Raw genomic sequence first — 17084 nt, 5'->3', positions numbered from 1 at the left:
GGGCGCGCCTCCGCGCCGCCCATGCCGGCCGACCGATCCCAGAAGGCGCTCGCCGAGTTCGTCTCCGAGGCCCAGGAGACCATCGACGCGCTCGGCCACGGCCTCATGCGGCTCGAGGCGGGCGGGCACGAGGATCCGGACCCGGACCTCCTGAACGGCGTCTTCCGCGCCGCCCACACGCTGAAGGGCCTGTCCTCCATGTTCGGCGTGGAGCGCCTGACGCGGCTGGCGCACGCGCTGGAGGACCTGCTCGACGAGGTGCGGCTGGGCCGGCGCGGGCTGGATCGCGCCGCGGTCGACCTGCTGCTCGAGGCGCCGGAGGTGCTCTCCCGCATCGTGGCGGAGGAGGCCGCGGGCGCGCCGCCGGCGAGCACCGACGCGGCGGCCCGGCTCACCGACCGGCTCCGGGCGGGCGAGGCGCCGCCGCCGGCCCGCGCCGCCGACCCCCTCGCCACCGTGGCGCTGGGCCCCGAGGTCCGGGACATCCTCACCGAGTACGAGGAGCACCGGCTGCGCGCCAACCTCGCCAAGGGGCTGGCGCTGCACCGGGTGAAGGTGAGCTTCGAGCTGGACGGGTTCGACCGCGACCTGGCGGCGCTGAGCGGCCGGCTGAAGCGGCTCGGCGAGGTGGTCTCGACGCTCCCGTCGTCGGACGTCCGCGACCCGCAGTCCATCGCCTTCGAGCTGCTGTTCGCCTCGAAGGAGCCGCTCGACGCGATCCGCCGCGAGGCGGGGCCGGCCGCCGCGGTCGAGGTGGTGCCGCGCGTGGAGGCGCCGCCCGCCGCCGCGCGCGCCGAGCCGCCCCGGCGCCCGGCCGGCGCCGCCGCGCTCTCCCCGGCGCCCGAGCCGCCCGGCGACGAGGCCGCGTCGCTGCGCTCCGCCTCGCAGGCGGTGCGCGTGGACATCCACAAGCTCGACCGGCTCATGACCGCCGTGGGCGAGCTGGTGCTGGTCAAGACGAGCCTGGTCGCGCTCGCCGAGCAGCTCCGCGCCGACGGGCGCGATCCGGCCGTCGCGGCGGAGCTGCAGCGCACCAACCGCACCCTGGAGCGGCGCCTGGAGGAGCTGCAGGCCGGCATCCTCGAGGTGCGCATGGTCCCGCTGGAGCAGGTGTTCGACAAGCTCTCGCGGATGGTGCGCAAGCTGGCGCGCGAGATCGGCAAGGACATCGACCTGCGGGTCTCGGGCGGCGAGGTCGAGCTCGACAAGCTCATCGTCGAGGACCTCTCCGACCCGCTCATGCACCTCATCCGCAACGCCATCGACCACGGCATCGAGGCGCCCGAGCGGCGCGCCCGCGCCGGGAAGCCGCCGCTCGGCACGGTGCGGCTGGAGGCCTCGCAGCAGGGCAACAAGGTGCGGATCGTGGTGGAGGACGACGGCGCCGGCATCGACGAGGACCGCATCCGGGAGGTGGCGGTCCAGCGCGGGCTGGCGGCCGCCGGCGACGTCGGCGCGCTGTCCCGCCGCGAGCTCATGAACCTCATCTTCGTGCCCGGGTTCTCGACCGCGCGCCAGGTCACCAGCCTCTCCGGCCGCGGCGTGGGCATGGACGTGGTGAAGAGCAACGTCGCCGCGCTGTCCGGGATCATCGACCTGCACACGGAGCGCGGGCGCGGCACGCGCTTCGAGATCACCCTGCCGGTGACGCTCGCCATCGTGCGCGCGCTGGTGGTGTGGGTGGCGGGCCGGACCTACGCGGTGCCGCTCAACAGCGTGCTCGAGATCCTGGAGGTCCGCGCCGCCGACGTGCGCACGCTCTCCACCCGCGAGGTGGTCACCGTCCGCGGCGCGACGCTGCCGCTGGTGCGCCTCTCCAGCTTCTTCGGCCTGCCCGGCGCGGGCGCGCCGGAGCGGCTGTTCGTGGTGGTGGTGGGGCTGGCGCAGGAGCGGCTGGGGGTGGCGGTGGACGCGGTGGTCGGGCAGCAGGACGTGGTGGTGAAGCCGCTCGGCGCGGTGCTGCAGGGCGTGCGCGGCATCGCCGGCGCGACCGACCTGGGCAGCCGCCGCACCGTGCTGGTGCTGGACGTCGGCGCCATCATCGAGGACGTGGTGTCGGGGGAGCCCCGCGAGGCGGCGGGCTAGCCGGATGTACCTCGAGCACTTCCGCCTCGCCCGCAAGCCGTTCTCCAAGACGCCCGATCCGGCGTTCCTGTTCCCCTCGCGCCAGCACGCCGAGGCGCTCGCGCGGCTCTCGCACGCGCTGGAGGAGCGCGAGCTGGCGGTGCTCACCGGCGAGGTGGGCGCGGGCAAGACGACGCTGTCGCGCGCGCTGGTGGACGCGTTCGCGGACCGCTGCCGCTTCAGCTTCGTGGTCCACCCGGCGCTCCCGGCCGCGCAGCTCCTCGGCGCGATCGCCGAGGGCTTCGGGCTCCCGCCGGCGCGGCGGAAGGCGGACGCGTTCTCGGCGCTCGCCGAGCACGTGGCGCGGCTCGACGCCGACGGCCGGTTCGCGGTGGTGGTGGTGGACGAGGCGCAGCTCCTCTCCGCCCGCGCCGCCTTCGACGAGCTGCGGCTCCTCACCAACCTGTGCGCCGACGACCGGGCGCTGGTGGGCCTGGTGCTGGTGGGGCAGCCGGAGCTGCGCGACCGGCTGCGCGCCCGGGGAGGCGAGGCGTTCCTGCAGCGGGTCGGGGTGGCCTACCACCTCGGCGCGCTCGACGCGCCCGAGACCGGCCGGTACCTGGAGCACCGGCTCGCGGTGGCCGGCCGGACCGACCCGCTGTTCGAGCCGGCCGCGGTGGCGGCGGTCCACCGGCTGAGCGGCGGCCTGCCGCGCCGGGTGAACCAGGTCGCGGCGAGCGCGCTGCTGGAGGGGTTCGCGCGCGAGGTGGAGACGATCGGCGCCGAGGTGGTCGAGGCGGCCGCGGCCGATATCGCCGCCTATCTGGGAACGCCAGGACGGCCGGGGTAGAGTGCCCCCCGGCGATGGACTTCCTGGAGATCCGGAAGAAGGCGAGGGAGCGGGCCGCCGCGCGCGCCGCGGCCCGGCCGCCCTCTGTCGCCGGACCCGCGCCCGAGCCGGTTGCGGAGGCGGTGCCCGGGGCCGCGCCCGCCGCCGCGGCCGCGCTCGCCGGGCGCCTCCAGACCATGCCCGAGCCGGACCCGGCGCGCTTCACCACCTGGCGCCCGGGCGAGCCGCCCCCCGTCCCCATCGACCCCTCCGCGCTCCCCCCGGCGCGCGTCGCCGGCCCCGCCGCGCCGCCCGCGTCGCCGCCCCCCGCGCCCGCCTCCGAGGCGCGCCCACCCTCCGCGCCGGCCGCGCGCGATCCGCTCGACGCGTTCTTCTACCGGGCGGACGAGGAGGCGCCGGAGCTGCCGGACCTGGGCTGGGGCGCGGACGGCGCGCAGGCGCCGGTCGAGCCGGGGCAGGTGGGGCTCGACGAGTTCCTCACGTTCGCGCTCGGGGACGAGGAGTATGCCGTCCCGGTGGAGCGCGTGCAGGAGGTGCTGCGCCCCCCGCCGCTCACCGAGGTGCCGCGCGCGCCGGCGCCGGTGCTGGGCGTGGTGACCGTGCGCGGCCGGGTGGTGGCGGTGATCGACCCCCGGGCGCGGCTCGGGCTGCCCGCCGCGCCGGACGCGGGCGACGACGCGTGGCGCCTCGTCATCGTGGACGCGGGCGACGGGCCCTGCGGCTTCCGGGTGGACGCGATCTCGAGCGTGGTCCGGCTGCCCGCCGGCAGCCTGGAGCCGTGCCCCCAGGGCATCGGCGGCGACGCGGCGGAGTGCCTGCTCGGGATCGGGCGCGAGCGCGACCGGCTGTTCACCGTCATCGATCCCGCCGCGCTGGTGCGCCGCTCGCTGGCGCCGCCGCGGCGCGCCGAGGGGGGGCAGGGTGGGGGCGCCTGAGGCGGCCGCGCCGGAGGGCGCGCGGGTCCAGCTCTGCACCTTCCGCGTCGGCGGCGAGGACTACGCCATCGACATCATGCGGGTCCGCGAGATCATCCCCCCGCAGCCCGTCACCCCGGTGCCGCGCGCGCCCGCGTTCGTCGAGGGGGTGTTCCACCTGCGCGGCGAGGTGATCCCGGTGGTGGACGTCCGCCGCCGCTTCGGGCTGCCGATCGGCCCGCCCACCCGGCGCACGCGCTTCCTCGTGGTGAACGTGGCCCGGCGGCGCATCGGGCTGGTGGTGGACGAGGTCTGCGAGGTGCTGCGCCTCCCGCGCCACGCGCTCCGGCCGGCCCCGGCGCTGGTGGCGGACGGGGGCCCCCGCTTCTTCCTGGGCGTGTGCGGCGGCGACGGGCGGCCCGGCGGCCGGCGCGGCGCCCCGGCGCGCCTCCGCCTCCTCCTGGACGTGAAGGCCCTGCTCGACCCGGTGGTGCCGGGCGAGGCGGCCGCGGCCCGGGCGCAGGCCGAGGCCTCGAGGCGCGCATGACCCCTCCCGACCCGCGCAGCCGGGCCCGCTCCGGCGACGAGGAGCTCCGCTACCGCGCCACCGGCGAGCTGGATCCCGCCGCCCCGGCCGACCTGGCGGTGCTGCTGGACGCGCTCGCGGACGCGAGCTGGCGCGTCCGCGCCGCCGCCGTCGAGCGGCTGGGCGCGCTCCGCGATCCCGCGCCGGCGCTGCCCGGCCTGCTGGAGGCGCTGGGCGGCGGGGCCACCGTGGGCGCGCGCGAGGCCGCAGCGGCGGCGCTCCAGCGGCTGGGAGGCGCGGCGGTGCCCGCGGTCCTCGAGCGGCTCGGCGGCCCCGACGCCGACCTCCGGCAGGCGGCGGCGGGGGTGCTCGGGGCGATCGGCGATCGCCGCGGGGTGCCCGCGCTGGCGGCCCGCCTCGCCGACGCAGATCCGAACGTGCGCGCCGCGGCGGCCGAGGCGCTGGGCCGCCTCGGCGGGCCCGAGGCGGCGGGGGCGCTGACCGCGGCGCTCGCGTCCGACGACGCGACGCTGCGGCTCGCGGCGCTGGAGGCGCTCGGCGATCTGCGGGCCTGCCCGCCGGCGGCCCTGGTGGCCGGGATCCTCCCCGACCCGGCGCTGCGCCGCCCCGCCTACCGCGCGCTGGGCGCGTGCGACGAGCCGGAGGGGCTGCGGCTCCTGGCGCGGGGGCTGGCGGAGCCGGCGCGCGGCGCGCGGCAGGCCGCGCTGGCCGGGGTGGGCCTGCAGGTGGCCCGGGACGCCCCGGGCGCGCTGACGGTGCTCGCCGGAGCGGTGGGGGAGGTGGGCGCGCGCGACTCCGGCGTGGCGGACGCGTGCGCCGCGGCGATCGGCGGCGACGATCCCCTCGCGACGCTGGGCGCGATCGCGGCGCTCGGGTGGCTGGGCGGGGCGCGGCACGTGGGCGCGCTGCTGCGCGCCGCCGAGGACGAGCGCCTGCGCCCGCTGGTCGAGGACGCGCTGGAGCGGCTCCCGGCCGGCGCCGAGCTGCGGGCCGCGCTCGCCGAGGCGCTCGGCGGGCAGGGCCCGGTGGGCCGGCTCACGGCGCTCGCGGTGCTGGCGCGCCTGGGCAGCCCGGCCGCGCTGGAGACCGTGGTGCGCGAGGCCAGCGACCCGGGCGGCTTCCTGCAGGCCGAGGCGGTGGCGGCGCTGGGACGCCTGGGCGACGCGCGCGCGGTGGCGCCGCTGGCGGGGCTGCTCGGCGACGACGACCCGGCCGTCGCGGCCATGGCCGCGAACGCGCTCGCGCGCATCGGGCTCCAGTCCGCCGCCTGCGCGGCGGCCGTGCGCGCGGTGGCGCGCGCGCGGGCGGCGGTGGGCGCCTCGCCGGCGCTGTACCGCATCCTGGGCGCGCTGGGCGAGGCGGAGGACCTGCCCCGGGTCTGCGATGGGCTCCGCGGGGCCGCGCCGGCCGGTCGCGCCGCCGCGGCGGCCGCGCTGGCCTCCCTGGGGCGCCGGGGCGCGGCGCCGGCGGGCGCGGTGCTCGGCGAGCTCGCGGCGGTGCTCCGGGACGGCGACTGGCAGGTCCGCGCCGCGGCGGCCGCGGGCTGCGCGGAGGTGGTGCGGGGGGCCCCGGGGGCGCCGGGCGGCGCGGCGCCCGCGGTGCGCGACGCGCTCGCGGCCGCGCTCGGCGACCCGGAGCCGGCGGTGCGGGCCGCGGCCGCGGAGGCGCTGGGCGCGGCGGGCGCGGCGGAGCAGGCGCCCGCGCTGGCGGCGCTGGGGCGCGACCCGGCCAGCCCGCCCGCGGTGGTGGTGGCAGCGCTGCACGCGCTCTCGGGCCTGGGCGCGCCGCCGGCCGATCTGGTCGCGGCGGCGGTGCGGCACGCGGATCCGGAGGTCGCGAAGGAGGGCGTCGCCGCGGCCGCGCGGCTGGCGGGGCCCGAGGGCGCCCGGCTGCTGCGCGAGGCGGCGGGGAGCGCGCGCTGGGACGTGCGGCGCGCCGCCGCCGGCGGCATGGCGGTGCGCGGCGACCCGGCGCTCGCACCGGACGCCGCCCGGCTCGCCGCCGGCGACCCGGATCCGCTGGTGGCGCGCGCGTTCGCGGACGCGGCCCGCGCGCTCGGGGCCGGGTAAGCGCGCATGTGGAGCCACGCGCCCCCGCCGCCGGCCATGACCGAGGAGCAGTTCCGGCTGCTGCGCGAGCTCATCCAGGCGCACTGCGGGATCGCGTTCCGCGAGGACCACCGCCGGCTGCTGGAGCGCCGCCTGGGGCCGCGGCTGGAGGCGCTCGGGCTCCGCGACTTCTCCGCCTACCACCGCCACCTCCGGTTCGATCCCCGGGGCGGCGCGGAGCTGGCCGAGGCGCTCGACCTCCTCACCACCAACGAGACGTACTTCTTCCGCGAGGCGCGCCAGCTCCGGGCGTTCGCGGACGAGATCCTGCCCGCCCTGGCGGCCTCGCTCGCCCGGGAGCGCCGGCTGCGCATCCTCTCCGCCGGCTGCAGCACCGGGGAGGAGGCGTGGACCGTCGCGGTGCTGGTGCGCGACTCGGGGCTGTTCACCGGGTGGGACGTCGAGATCTCGGCGTGCGACCTCTCGCGCCGGTGCGTCGCGCAGGGGCGGGCCGGCAGCTACGGGGAGCACGCGTTCCGCGCGCCCGAGTCGGCGCCGATGCGGCGCTGGTTCCACCTGCGCGGCGGCAAGTGGGTGGTGGACGAGGGCCTCCGGCAGATGGTCCGCTTCCACCGCGACAACCTGGTGGCGCCGGACGCGCTCGCGGCGGTGCCGCCGCTGGACGCCGTGTTCTGCCGGAACGTCATGATCTACTTCGACCTGGAGGCGCGCCGCCGCGCGCTGCGCGCGCTCCACGCGAAGCTGCGGGGCGGGGGCTGGCTGCTGCTCGGCCACTCCGAGTCGCTCATCAACGTGACCGCCGACTTCGAGCTGGTCCAGCTCCGCGCGGACCTCGTGTACCGCAAGCCGGCGGCGGGGGGCGCGCCGTGAGCCGCGAGGGGCGCCGGCGCACCCTGCGCGTGCTGGTGGTGGACGACTCGGCCGCCAGCCGGGACGAGCTGGTGCGCCTGCTCCACGGGGGCGACGGGCTGGTGGTGGCCGGCACCGCGGCGGACGGCGAGCAGGGGCTGGCCGAGGCGCTCCGGCTCGAGCCGGACGTGGTGGTGCTGGACCTGCAGATGCCGCGCATGGACGGCTTCACCTTCCTGCGCCTGCTGATGGCGCGCCGTCCCACGCCGGTGGTGGTGCTCTCGTCGCGGTCGCGGCGCGCGGACGTGTTCAAGGCCCTCGAGCTGGGGGCGCTCGACTTCGTGGCCAGGCCGGAGCGCGGCGGGCTCGCCCCGGTCCGCGAGGAGCTGCTGGAGAAGTGCGCCACCGTGCGCGCGCTGCGCATCCAGAACCTCTCGGCCGGCGCCCGCGCGCTGGACGCCCGCGAGCTCGAGCCGGCCCGCGTGGCGGTGGTGGGCGCCTCCACCGGCGGCCCCTCCGCCCTGCAGCGCCTGCTCGCGGCGCTCCCCGGCGAGCTGCCGCTGGCGGTGCTGGTCGCGCAGCACATGCCCGAGCGGTTCACCGGCGCGTTCGCGGAGCGGCTCGCCCGCGGCTCGCACTTCAGCGTGGTGGAGGCCGTGGACGGCGACCTGGTGGTCGCGGGGCGCGCGCTGGTGGCGCCCGGCGGGCACCACCTGGAGCTGGCGCGCGGCGCCGACGGGGTGCTGCGCGCCGCGGTGCTGCCGCCCGGCGCGCCGGGGCCGGGCGCGCGGCACTGCCCGTCCATCGACCGGCTCTTCCGCTCGGCGGCGCGGATGCTCGGCCGGCGCGCCTGCGCCGCGCTCCTCACCGGGATGGGCACCGACGGGCGCGACGGGATCGCCGCGGTGAAGGCGGCCGGCGGGCTCACGCTCGCCGAGTCCGAGGAGACCGCCGTGGTATACGGGATGCCGCAGGCGGCGGCCGAGACCGGCGCCGTGGACGCGCTGCTCGGGCTCGACGCCCTGACCGCGCGCCTGGTCGAGTTCGCCCGCGACGCCCGAGCGCCATGACCCCGCACCCGCTGCGCCACGCCCTGGTCGTAGACGACAGCAGCGCCATGCGCCGGCAGCTCTGCTGGGCGCTGCAGCGCGCCGGCGGGATCAGCACCACCGAGGCCATCGACGGCGCCGACGCCTGGCGCAAGCTGGCCGCGGCCCGCTTCGACGTGCTGCTCACCGACATCAACATGCCGGTGCTCGACGGCCTGAAGCTCGTGTCGCTGGTCCGCTCCGGCGGGGCGCACCGCGCCATGCCGATCCTGGTGGTCACCACCGAGGCCGGCGAGGTGGACCGCCGCCGCGCGCTCGGCCTCGGCGCGAACGACTACCTGGTGAAGCCGGTGCAGGCCCACCAGGTGGTCGAGGCGGTGCGCAGGTTGCTCGACGCCGCGTGAAGCGGCCGCCGCTCGCGGTTCGACAGGGTCGCTGGGAGCGGACTTCGCTCGCGGCGCGCCGCGCCACCTACGGCGTGATTCTTTCCATCATGCGCGCGAACGGGATGGTCTCGCGCACGTGGTGGAGCCCGCAGATCCAGGCCACGCACCGCTCCACGCCCATGCCGAACCCGGCGTGCGGCACGGTGCCGTAGCGGCGCAGGTCGAGGTACCACTCGAAGGCCTGCTTCGGCAGCTGGTGGTGCTCGATCGCGGCCTCCAGCGTGGCGAGGTCGTCCTCGCGCTGGCCGCCGCCGATGATCTCGCCGTAGCCCTCCGGCGCGAGCACGTCGCAGCCGAGCGCGACCTTGGGATCGGCCGGGTCCTTCTTGAAGTAGAACGCCTTCATCTCGGCCGGGTAGCGGTGCACCATCACCGGGCGGTCGAACTGCTTCGCGACCACGGTCTCCTCGTCGCCGCCGATGTCGTCGCCCCACTTCATCGGGTGGCCGGCCTTCTGGATGACCTCCACCGCCTCGGTGTAGGTGATGCGCGGGAACGGCGCCTTCACGTTCTCGAGCTTCGAGACGTCGCGCTCCAGCACCGTGGCGAGCTCGGCGCGGTGCTTCTCCAGCGCGGTCTGGACCACGTAGGAGACGAACTGCTCCATCAGCTCCATGTCGCCGTCGAGGTCCATGAACGCGACCTCCGGCTCGACCATCCAGAACTCGGTGAGGTGGCGGCGGGTCTTGGACTTCTCGGCGCGGAACGTCGGGCCGAAGCAGTAGACCTTCCCGAGCGCCATGGCCGCGGCCTCCATGTAGAGCTGGCCGGACTGCGTCAGGTAGGCCTTGCCGAGGTCGAAGTACGGGACCTCGAACAGCGTGGAGGTGCCCTCGCACGCCGCCGGCGTGAAGATGGGCGCGTCCACCAGCGTGAAGCCGCGCTGGTCGAAGAAGTCGCGGATGGCCTTCTCGACCGTGTGGCGGACGCGCAGGATCACCTGCTGCCGCTGCGAGCGCAGCCACAGGTGCCGCTGCTCCATCAGGAACGCGACCCCGTGCTCCTTGTGCCCGATGGGGAACTCCAGCGCAGGGCGCGCCACCACCCGCACGTCGCGCACGTCCAGCTCGAACCCGATGGGCGAGCGCTCGTCCTTCTTCACCAGGCCGGTGACCGCGAGGCTGGTCTCCTGCGGGAGGTGGTCCGAGGCCTGGAACACCTCGGGCGTCACGTTCCCCTTGAACACCACGCACTGGATGGTGCCGGTGCCGTCGCGCAGCTGCAGGAAGTGGAGCTTGCCCGACGAGCGGCGGTTGTGGAGCCAGCCGTGGAGCGTGACCTCCTTCCCCTCGTGCTGGGCGATGTCGGCGACGTGGACGGGCGGGTACATGCGGTGACCCCGGTGCTGGATGGTGGTGGGAGCCTGTGGCGCGGGCAATATAGCTCAGCAGACGAAACCCGCGACGTCCGCTAGAATCCGCACCCCTATGTCGATGAACGAGCGTTACGAGCCCCAGTCGATCGAGCCGCGCTGGCAGCGGCGGTGGGAGGAGGCGGGCGCCTTCAAGGCGGGCCGCCGCCCCGACGCCGACACCCGCTACGTCCTCGAGATGTTCCCGTATCCGTCGGGCGCCATGCACATGGGCCACGCCCGCGTGTACACCATCGGCGACGCCCTGGCGCGCCACCTGCGGATGCGCGGGTTCGACGTCCTGCACCCGATCGGCTTCGACGCCCTCGGCCTCCCGGCGGAGAACGCCGCCATCAAGGACGGCCGCCACCCGGCGGAGCGGACGCGCGAGAACGTGGTCTCGTTCCGCGCCGAGATGAAGCGGCTCGGCTACAGCTTCGACTGGGACCGCGAGCTGGTCACCGCCGACGCGTCCTACTACCGCTGGAACCAGTGGTTCTTCCTGAAGATGCTCGAGAAGGGCATCGCCTACCGGCGCCAGGGCAAGGTGAACTGGTGCACCGGGTGCCAGACGGTCATCGCGAACGAGCAGGTGGTGGACGACAACCGCTGCGAGCGCTGCGGCTCGCCGGTGGTGGAGAAGATCCACCCTGAGTGGGCGTTCCGGATCACCGCGTACGCCCAGCAGCTGCTGGACGGGCTGGACGGCCTGAAGGACTGGCCGGACCGCGTCACCACCATGCAGCGCAACTGGATCGGCAAGAGCGAGGGCGCCGAGGTGGACTTCGCGCTCGCCGCCGGCGGCGCCGCGGTGAAGGTGTTCACCACCCGCGTGGACACGATCTACGGCTGCACCTACGTGGTGCTGGCCCCGGAGCACCCGCTGGTCGCGCAGGTCACCGCGCCGGACCGCCGCGCCGAGGTGGACGCGTTCGTCGCGCGCATGCGCAAGACCGACGCGGTGGAGCGGACGGGAGAGGGCGCGCCGAAGGAGGGCGTGTTCACCGGCGCGTTCGCGGTGAACCCGTTCACCGGCGAGCAGGTGCCGATCTGGATCGCGAACTTCGTCCTGGCCGAGTACGGCACCGGCGCGGTCATGAGCGTCCCTGCGCACGACCAGCGCGACTTCGAGTTCGCGCGGAAGTACGGGCTGCCGGTGCGCGTGGTGATCCAGCCGGCCCAGGGCGCGCGGCTCCCGGCCGGCGAGGCGCTGGAGCGGGCCGCCACCGAGGACGGCGTCCTGGAGGGCTCCGGCCCGTTCACCGGCCTCGCCTCCGCCGAGGCGCGGACGCGCATGTCCGCGCACGCCGCGGCGCGGGGCTTCGGCCAGGGCACCGTGCGCTGGCACCTGCGCGACTGGGGCTTCTCGCGCCAGCGCTACTGGGGCACGCCCATCCCCATCATCTACTGCGACGAGCACGGGATGGTGCCGGTGCCGGAGCAGGACCTGCCGGTGGTGCTGCCGGCGGAGGCGATCATCACCGGCACCGGCGAGCCGCCGCTCGCCAAGGTCGCGTCCTTCGTGAACACCACCTGCCCGCGGTGCGGCAAGCCGGCGCGCCGCGAGGTGGAGACCATGGACACGTTCGTGGACTCGTCCTGGTACTACGCCCGCTACCTCTCGCCGAAGGACGAGGCGCGGCCGTTCGACCCCGAGGCCGCGCGCCGGTGGCTGCCGGTGGACGTGTACGTGGGCGGCCCCGAGCACGCCGTGATGCACCTGCTCTACTTCCGCTTCTGGCACCGGGTCATGCACGAGCTCGGGCTGGTGCACGAGGACGAGCCGGTGCGCCGGCTGGTCACCCAGGGCATCGTGAACGGGCCCGACGGGCGCAAGATGTCGAAGCGCTGGGGCAACGTGGTGGCACCGGGCGGCATGGTGTCGCGCTTCGGCGCCGACACGGTGCGCATGTTCATGCTGTTCGCGGCGCCGCCGGAGAAGGACATCGACTGGTCCGACGAGCAGGTGGACGGCCTGTTCCGCTTCCTGGCGCGGGTGTGGCGCATCTACTTCGCGCGCCAGGCCTGCTTCGACGCGTCGGACGCCGCGCTCGCCGAGGCGGCCGGCGAGGCGCTCGAGCTGCGCCGGCGCACCCACCGGACCGTGAAGCGCGTCACCGAGGGGCTCGAGGCCGACCTCAAGTTCAACACCAGCATCGCCGCGCTCATGGAGCTGGTGAACGCGCTGTACGCGTTCGAGCCGGCGTCCGAGCCCGACCGGGCCGCGGTGCGCGAGGCGCTGCTCGCCCTCTCGACGCTGCTGGCGCCGTTCGCGCCGCACGTGGCCGAGGAGCTGTGGCACGAGGTCATGGGCCCGGCCGCGCGCGACCGCCTGGTCGCCGACGCGCCCTGGCCGGCGTTCGATCCGGCGCTGATCGTGGCCGACACCGTGACCATCGCGGTCCAGGTGAACGGGAAGCTCCGCGGCGAGGTGCAGGCGCCGGCGGCGGCGGGCGAGGCGGAGGTCCGCGCGCTGGCCGAGGCCGACGAGAAGGTGAAGGTCCACCTGGCCGGGAAGACCGTCCGCAAGGTGGTCTTCGTGCCGAAGCGCCTCGTCAACTTCGTGGTGGCCTGACGTGCGGCGCCCCCGGGACCCCCGCAGGCCCCTCGCCGCGCTGCTCGCCGGGCTGGCGGCGCTCGCGGCCGCGGGCTGCGGCTACGGCTTCTCCCACGCCTACCGCGCGCGCGGCGGCGCGGAGCGCGTGCACGTGCGCGCGTTCCAGAACCTGTCGAGCGATCCGGAGCTGGGCGCCGCGCTCACCGCAGCGCTGCGGGAGGAGCTGGCGCGGCGCGGGGCGTCGGCCGGCCCGGACGCGCCGGTGGCCATCGAGGGCGAGGTGGGCGCGGGCGAGGGCCTGCCCTCGTCCGTCACCGGCTCGACCTTCCACGTGGTGCTGAACGCGCGCGCGCGCCTCGTCTCCGAGGGGAAGGTGGTCGGCTCGCTCTCCGTCCGCCGGGAGGGCGATCACCTGGGCGGCGCGGATCCGCTCGAGACCGAGGGCCGGCGCGCGCTCGAGCTGCGCCGGCTGGCGGCGGACGCGGCGCGCGAGATCCTCGAGGCGTTCGAGGACCGGGACGCGCGCGCCCCGGCCGCGCAGGGCGCGGCGGGGCGCTGACGTCCGGGCGGGGAGGGGGCCTACTTCGCGGCGGCGGCGGCCGGCTTCGCCGCGGCCTTCGCCAGGCGCGAGATCTTCCGCGAGGCGGCGTTCCTGTGCAGCACGCCCTTCGAGGCGGCCTTGCCGATGGTCTTCTCGGCGGACTTCAGCGCGGCCTGCGTGGTGGCCGGATCGCCCTTCGCGATCGCCTCCCGCAGCTTCTTCACTGCGGACTTCACGCCGGTGCGGACCTGGACGTTGCGGGCCCGGCGCTTCTGCGCCTGGCGGTTGCGCTTCTCGGCCGATGCGGTGTTCGCCAAGTGACTTCTCCGTCGGGTTGAATAAGAGGGCGCGCTTCTATCGCCCATCGCGAGCCGCGTCAAGGGGTTATGAGCCCGGTGCGGCCCGGCGGCCCCACGCGCCCTCGCGCGCAGTGCCCCGCCGGCGCCCGCGGCGCGCGGTCGCGCGCCGCACGTGCTCGGCGCGCCCTAGAGCGGAGCGGCCTCGCCGCGCATGCCCCCCGGCGGGCCTTGTGGCTCAAGGGTTCGCGCGGCCCGTGTCGCGGAGGGCCGCGCCGCGCACGGCTCCGAATCCGGGGTGGGTCGCGGAGTTATCCACCGGCGGGGGCGGGGAGACGTGGAGTGCGGGGGGGCGCCGGGCGCGCTGTGGACATCTCGGGGGAAGGTGAAGGTGAGCACCCGGGATTCACGGAAGAATTTCGGTGCTGCGGAACGCGGCGCCACGTGCCGATCGGGTGAATTCCCTGCGTCGAGGCGCCCCGCCCACAGACTTATCCACCATCTTTCCCCAAACCCCGTGGAGAACCTGCCGATGGGGAGGTGCCGGGCGATTTCGCTTGACGCTCGAGCTCCTTCGCCTCGTCCCAGAGCGCGTCCATCTCCGCCAGCGTGGCACTCCCGTGGGGCACCCCGCGGCGCGTCAGCTCGCGCTCGACGTGCTCGAAGCGCGCGATGAAGCGGGCCACGCTGCCCCGGAGCGCCTCCTCGGGCGGGATCCCCAGCTTGCGGGCGTAGTTCGCGAGCGCGAACAGCGCGTCGCCCAGCTCGTGCTCGATGGCCGCGCCGTCGCCGCCCGCCACCGCCTCGTCCAGCTCGGCGAGCTCCTCGCGCACCTTCTCCCGCGCGCCGGCCGCGTCCGGCCAGTCGAACCCGACGCGGCTCGCCTTCTCGGTGAGCCGGTCGGCCCGCGCCAGCGCCGGCATCTCGCGCGGCACGCCCTCCAGCACGCTGTGGCCGGCGCCCTTCGCCTTCTTCTCCTCGCGCTTCAGCGCCGCCCACTGGCGCAGCACGCCCTCGGCGTCCTTCACCTGCGCGTCGCCGAACACGTGCGGGTGGCGCGAGACCAGCTTGTCGGAGATGGCGTTCGCCACGTCCGCGAACTCGAACGCGCCCTCCTCGCGGCGGAGCTGCGCCTGGAAGACGATCTGCAGGAGCAGGTCGCCCAGCTCCTCGCGGTGCTCGCGGACGTCGCCCGCGTCGATGGCCTCCAGGACCTCGTACGTCTCCTCCAGCACGTACGGGCGCAGCGTGTGGAGCGTCTGCTCGCGGTCCCAGGGGCAGCCCCCCGGGCCGCGCAGGCGCTCCATGATGGAGAGCAGGCGATCGATGGCCTCGGCGGCGCGCGACATGGTTCGTCTTCTTAGCGCGGGACCGGGCGTGCTAGCATCCCGTTCTCGCGTGTCCACCCGCGGTGCCGCCCTCCCGACCCTCCTCGCCGTGCTGGCCGCGCTGGCCGCGGCCGCGCCGGCGCGCGTGCGCGCGCAGGTGGCGGCGCCGCGGATGGTCGAGGACGGCGACGAGGCCGAGCCCGAGCCGGCGCCCGCGCGGCCGCCCGCCGCACCGGCGCCCGCACCTGCACCCACGTCCGCCGCCGCGGTGCGCGAGGCCGCGCCTCCCGTGCGCGAGGCGGCGCCCGCGCCGGCCGCGCCGGCCGCCGCGCCGCCCGCCGCCGCGCCCGGGACGGATCCCGCCGCCGCCCCCGCCGCGCCCGCGCCCGCCGCCGCGTCGCCCGCGCTGGCCCGTCCGATCGCGCCGGTGCGCGCGACCTGGGACGGCCTGCTCGCGGCCTGGGCCGACCGGCGGGGCGCGCTCCGCGAGGCCGACCCGGCGCGCGCCGACGCCGCGCAGCGCGCGCTGCTCGACGCGCAGCGCGACCTCGCCATCGAGAACCTGGTCCCCATGGCGGTGGCCGAGGTGCGCGAGTCGCGCCGCGCGCTCGCCGCGAACCTGCCCGCCGAGGCGCTCGCGCGCGCCGAGGCCGCCAGCGCGCTCGCGCCCGACCTGCCCGACGGCCACCTCGCCCGCGCCCGCGCGCTGTTCGCCCGCGAGCCCGGCCGGCCCGGGCCGGTGCTGGCCGCGCTCGGCGACGCGCTCTCCGCCGCGGCCCGCGAGCCGCACACCGCGCGCGCGTTCCAGGGCGACCTGTTCGCGGCGGCGTTCGCGGCGGTGCTCGTCGCGGCGGCCGCGGTGGTGCTCGTGCTGCTCGCCCGGTCGCTCCGGCTGTTCCTGCACGACTTCCACCACCTGCCGCTGCTGCGCGGCTCCGCGCCGGCGCAGACCGGCTTCCTGGCCCTGGTGCTGCTCGCCATGCCGCTGGCGTTCGGGCTCGGGACCGCGGCGGTGCTCGCGGCCGCGGCGCTGGTCGCCTGGCCGTACCTCGCGAACCGCGAGCGGCTGGTGGTGACCGCCGCGCTCGGCGCGGTGCTCGCCATGCCGTGGGCCGCCGGCGAGGTGGCGCGGCTCACCGCCTGGACGGGGAGCGTGGGCGAGCGGGTGCACGAGCTCGAGCACGGCGCGGTGAGCGACGCCGAGGCGGCGCGGCTGGAGGCGTGGGCGCCGGAGTCGCCCGCGCCGGGGCCGGTGCTGGCGGCGCTGGGCCGGCACGCCAAGCGGCGCGGCGATCTCGACCGCGCCCTGCGCCTGTACCGCGAGGCGGCCGCGGCCGATCCCCGCGCGCCGGAGCTCTCGGTCAACGTGGGCAACGTGCTGTTCCTGCAAGGCGACCTCGACGGCGCGAAGGCCGCCTACCTCGCCGCGCAGGACCAGGCCGGCGGCGACCTGGTGGTGCTGGGCTCGGCGCACTACGGCCTCTCCAAGCTCTACCTGCGCACCTCCGAGATGGACAAGAGCGCGGCCGCGCGCGACAAGGCCGAGCACGAGGCCGGCGAGTACCTCCGGCGCCACGGGTCGGACGACGACTTCACCGCCAACCACTACCTGGTGGACGTCCCGGTCCCGCCGGCGCGCATCGCGGCGCTCGCCACCAGCGACGGGACGCCGGAGGCGGTGCGGCGCTGGGTCCGCGCCCGGCTGATGGGCGCGCTGCCGGCCGAGGCCTGGCCGTGGGGCGGCGCGGGGTTCCTCGCGGCGCTCTGGGCGTACGCGCTCGTGCTCCGCCGCCTCGGGCCGTCCCGCGCCTGCGCCCGCTGCGGGCGGCCGGCCTGCCGCCGGTGCGACGGCGGCGACGGCGACGAGTGCGGCCAGTGCGTGAACGTGTTCGCGCGCAAGGGCGTGGTGGACGCGCGCGACCGGCTGCGGAAGGAGGCGCAGGTCCGCCGCCACGAGCGGCTGGCGCGGATCGTCACCCGCGCGCTCTCGGTGGCGGGGGCGGGCGCGGCGCAGGTCCTCGCCGGCGCCCCGGTGCGCGGCGCGCTCCTGCTCGCGGCGGTCCTGTTCCCCCTGTTCGTCGTCGGGCTCTGGCGCGGGATCATGCCGCCCCCGTACCCCTCGCCGTACGTGCTCGCGGGCAAGCTCGCCGTGGCCGTCCCCCTGGGCGTGCTCGCCTGGGCGCTCGCGGTGCGCGACGCGTTCCGCCGGACCCGGAGCTGATC

14 protein-coding genes are annotated in these 17084 nt (G+C 76.9%); 11 read left to right on the top strand and 3 right to left on the bottom strand.

Translation table 11 applies throughout. The annotated features are described in order from the left end of the window. Positions 1-21: 21 nt before the first annotated feature. Genes ADEH_RS14185 through ADEH_RS14150 form a run of 8 tightly spaced genes read left to right on the top strand, consistent with a single transcriptional unit; the run spans position 22 to position 8746 of the window. The gene (locus tag ADEH_RS14185) at positions 22-2085 is read left to right on the top strand and encodes a chemotaxis protein CheA (protein ID WP_011421788.1); all 2064 of its coding nucleotides are present in this window, start codon (positions 22-24) and stop codon (positions 2083-2085) included. Between the two features lie 4 nt (positions 2086-2089). Further along, positions 2090-2914 (top strand): ExeA family protein, encoded by an 825-nt coding sequence (locus ADEH_RS14180; RefSeq protein WP_011421787.1) that lies wholly within the window; start codon positions 2090-2092, stop codon positions 2912-2914. A gap of 14 nt (positions 2915-2928) precedes the next feature. Next, positions 2929-3849 carry a chemotaxis protein CheW gene (locus ADEH_RS14175; protein ID WP_041453551.1) on the top strand — a complete coding sequence of 307 codons (921 nt, stop codon included), beginning with the start codon at positions 2929-2931 and terminating at the stop codon, positions 3847-3849. Beyond that, positions 3836-4375, top strand: a complete 540-nt coding sequence (locus tag ADEH_RS14170; protein ID WP_011421785.1) for a chemotaxis protein CheW — start codon at positions 3836-3838, stop codon at positions 4373-4375. Before ADEH_RS14175 ends, ADEH_RS14170 begins: the two co-directional genes overlap by 14 nt. After that, a complete protein-coding gene (locus ADEH_RS14165) occupies positions 4372-6444 on the top strand; it encodes a HEAT repeat domain-containing protein (RefSeq protein ID WP_011421784.1) in 2073 nt (690 codons plus the stop codon). The genes ADEH_RS14170 and ADEH_RS14165 overlap by 4 nt, the downstream gene beginning before the upstream one ends. A 6-nt stretch (positions 6445-6450) precedes the next feature. Further along, positions 6451-7314: a CheR family methyltransferase gene (locus tag ADEH_RS14160; RefSeq protein WP_011421783.1), complete on the top strand. Its 864-nt coding sequence runs from the start codon at positions 6451-6453 to the stop codon at positions 7312-7314. Beyond that, positions 7311-8363 carry a chemotaxis-specific protein-glutamate methyltransferase CheB gene (gene cheB, locus ADEH_RS14155; protein WP_011421782.1) on the top strand — a complete coding sequence of 351 codons (1053 nt, stop codon included), beginning with the start codon at positions 7311-7313 and terminating at the stop codon, positions 8361-8363. Before ADEH_RS14160 ends, cheB begins: the two co-directional genes overlap by 4 nt. Then, complete coding sequence (locus ADEH_RS14150; RefSeq protein WP_011421781.1) at positions 8360-8746, top strand: response regulator; 387 nt, start codon at positions 8360-8362, stop codon at positions 8744-8746. Before cheB ends, ADEH_RS14150 begins: the two co-directional genes overlap by 4 nt. A 67-nt stretch (positions 8747-8813) precedes the next feature. Here ADEH_RS14150 and asnS read toward each other — a convergent pair whose 3' ends face one another. Beyond that, on the bottom strand, positions 8814-10118 hold the full coding sequence (gene asnS / locus ADEH_RS14145; RefSeq protein ID WP_011421780.1) for an asparagine--tRNA ligase: 1305 nt from the start codon (positions 10116-10118) through the stop codon (positions 8814-8816). Positions 10119-10215: 97 nt separating this feature from the next. Here asnS and leuS point away from each other — a divergent pair, with 97 nt between their 5' ends. Next, complete coding sequence (gene leuS / locus ADEH_RS14140) at positions 10216-12714, top strand: leucine--tRNA ligase (protein ID WP_041453550.1); 2499 nt, start codon at positions 10216-10218, stop codon at positions 12712-12714. 1 nt (position 12715) lies between these two features. Beyond that, positions 12716-13255 (top strand): LPS assembly lipoprotein LptE, encoded by a 540-nt coding sequence (lptE, locus tag ADEH_RS14135; RefSeq protein ID WP_011421778.1) that lies wholly within the window; start codon positions 12716-12718, stop codon positions 13253-13255. 20 nt (positions 13256-13275) lie between these two features. Here lptE and rpsT read toward each other — a convergent pair whose 3' ends face one another. Both rpsT and mazG read right to left on the bottom strand, forming a co-directional pair. Beyond that, positions 13276-13554 (bottom strand): 30S ribosomal protein S20, encoded by a 279-nt coding sequence (gene rpsT / locus ADEH_RS14130; protein WP_011421777.1) that lies wholly within the window; start codon positions 13552-13554, stop codon positions 13276-13278. A 470-nt stretch (positions 13555-14024) separates the two neighbouring features. Then, positions 14025-14882, bottom strand: a complete 858-nt coding sequence (mazG, locus tag ADEH_RS14125) for a nucleoside triphosphate pyrophosphohydrolase (protein ID WP_011421776.1) — start codon at positions 14880-14882, stop codon at positions 14025-14027. A 49-nt stretch (positions 14883-14931) separates the two neighbouring features. On the opposite strand from mazG, the gene ADEH_RS14120 reads away from it, so the two are divergent. Then, on the top strand, positions 14932-17082 hold the full coding sequence (locus tag ADEH_RS14120; RefSeq protein ID WP_049760101.1) for a tetratricopeptide repeat protein: 2151 nt from the start codon (positions 14932-14934) through the stop codon (positions 17080-17082). The last annotated feature ends 2 nt before the right edge of the window (positions 17083-17084 follow it).

It is taken from the genome of Anaeromyxobacter dehalogenans 2CP-C, assembly GCF_000013385.1.
Taxonomy (GTDB): Bacteria; Myxococcota; Myxococcia; order Myxococcales; family Anaeromyxobacteraceae; genus Anaeromyxobacter; species Anaeromyxobacter dehalogenans_B.
This window is presented reverse-complemented; position numbering and strand designations above follow the sequence as displayed.

Excerpts from the sequence above, each read along its gene's own strand:
- asnS (WP_011421780.1), bottom strand. The coding sequence starts at position 10,118 with ATGTACCCGCCCGTCCACGTCGCCGACATCGCCCAGCACGAGGGGAAG.
- mazG (WP_011421776.1), bottom strand. The coding sequence starts at position 14,882 with ATGTCGCGCGCCGCCGAGGCCATCGATCGCCTGCTCTCCATCATGGAG.
- ADEH_RS14180 (WP_011421787.1), top strand. The coding sequence starts at position 2,090 with ATGTACCTCGAGCACTTCCGCCTCGCCCGCAAGCCGTTCTCCAAGACG.
- ADEH_RS14165 (WP_011421784.1), top strand. The coding sequence starts at position 4,372 with ATGACCCCTCCCGACCCGCGCAGCCGGGCCCGCTCCGGCGACGAGGAG.
- ADEH_RS14160 (WP_011421783.1), top strand. The coding sequence starts at position 6,451 with ATGTGGAGCCACGCGCCCCCGCCGCCGGCCATGACCGAGGAGCAGTTC.
- ADEH_RS14185 (WP_011421788.1), top strand. The coding sequence starts at position 22 with ATGCCGGCCGACCGATCCCAGAAGGCGCTCGCCGAGTTCGTCTCCGAG.
- ADEH_RS14150 (WP_011421781.1), top strand. The coding sequence starts at position 8,360 with ATGACCCCGCACCCGCTGCGCCACGCCCTGGTCGTAGACGACAGCAGC.
- ADEH_RS14175 (WP_041453551.1), top strand. The coding sequence starts at position 2,929 with ATGGACTTCCTGGAGATCCGGAAGAAGGCGAGGGAGCGGGCCGCCGCG.
- leuS (WP_041453550.1), top strand. The coding sequence starts at position 10,216 with ATGTCGATGAACGAGCGTTACGAGCCCCAGTCGATCGAGCCGCGCTGG.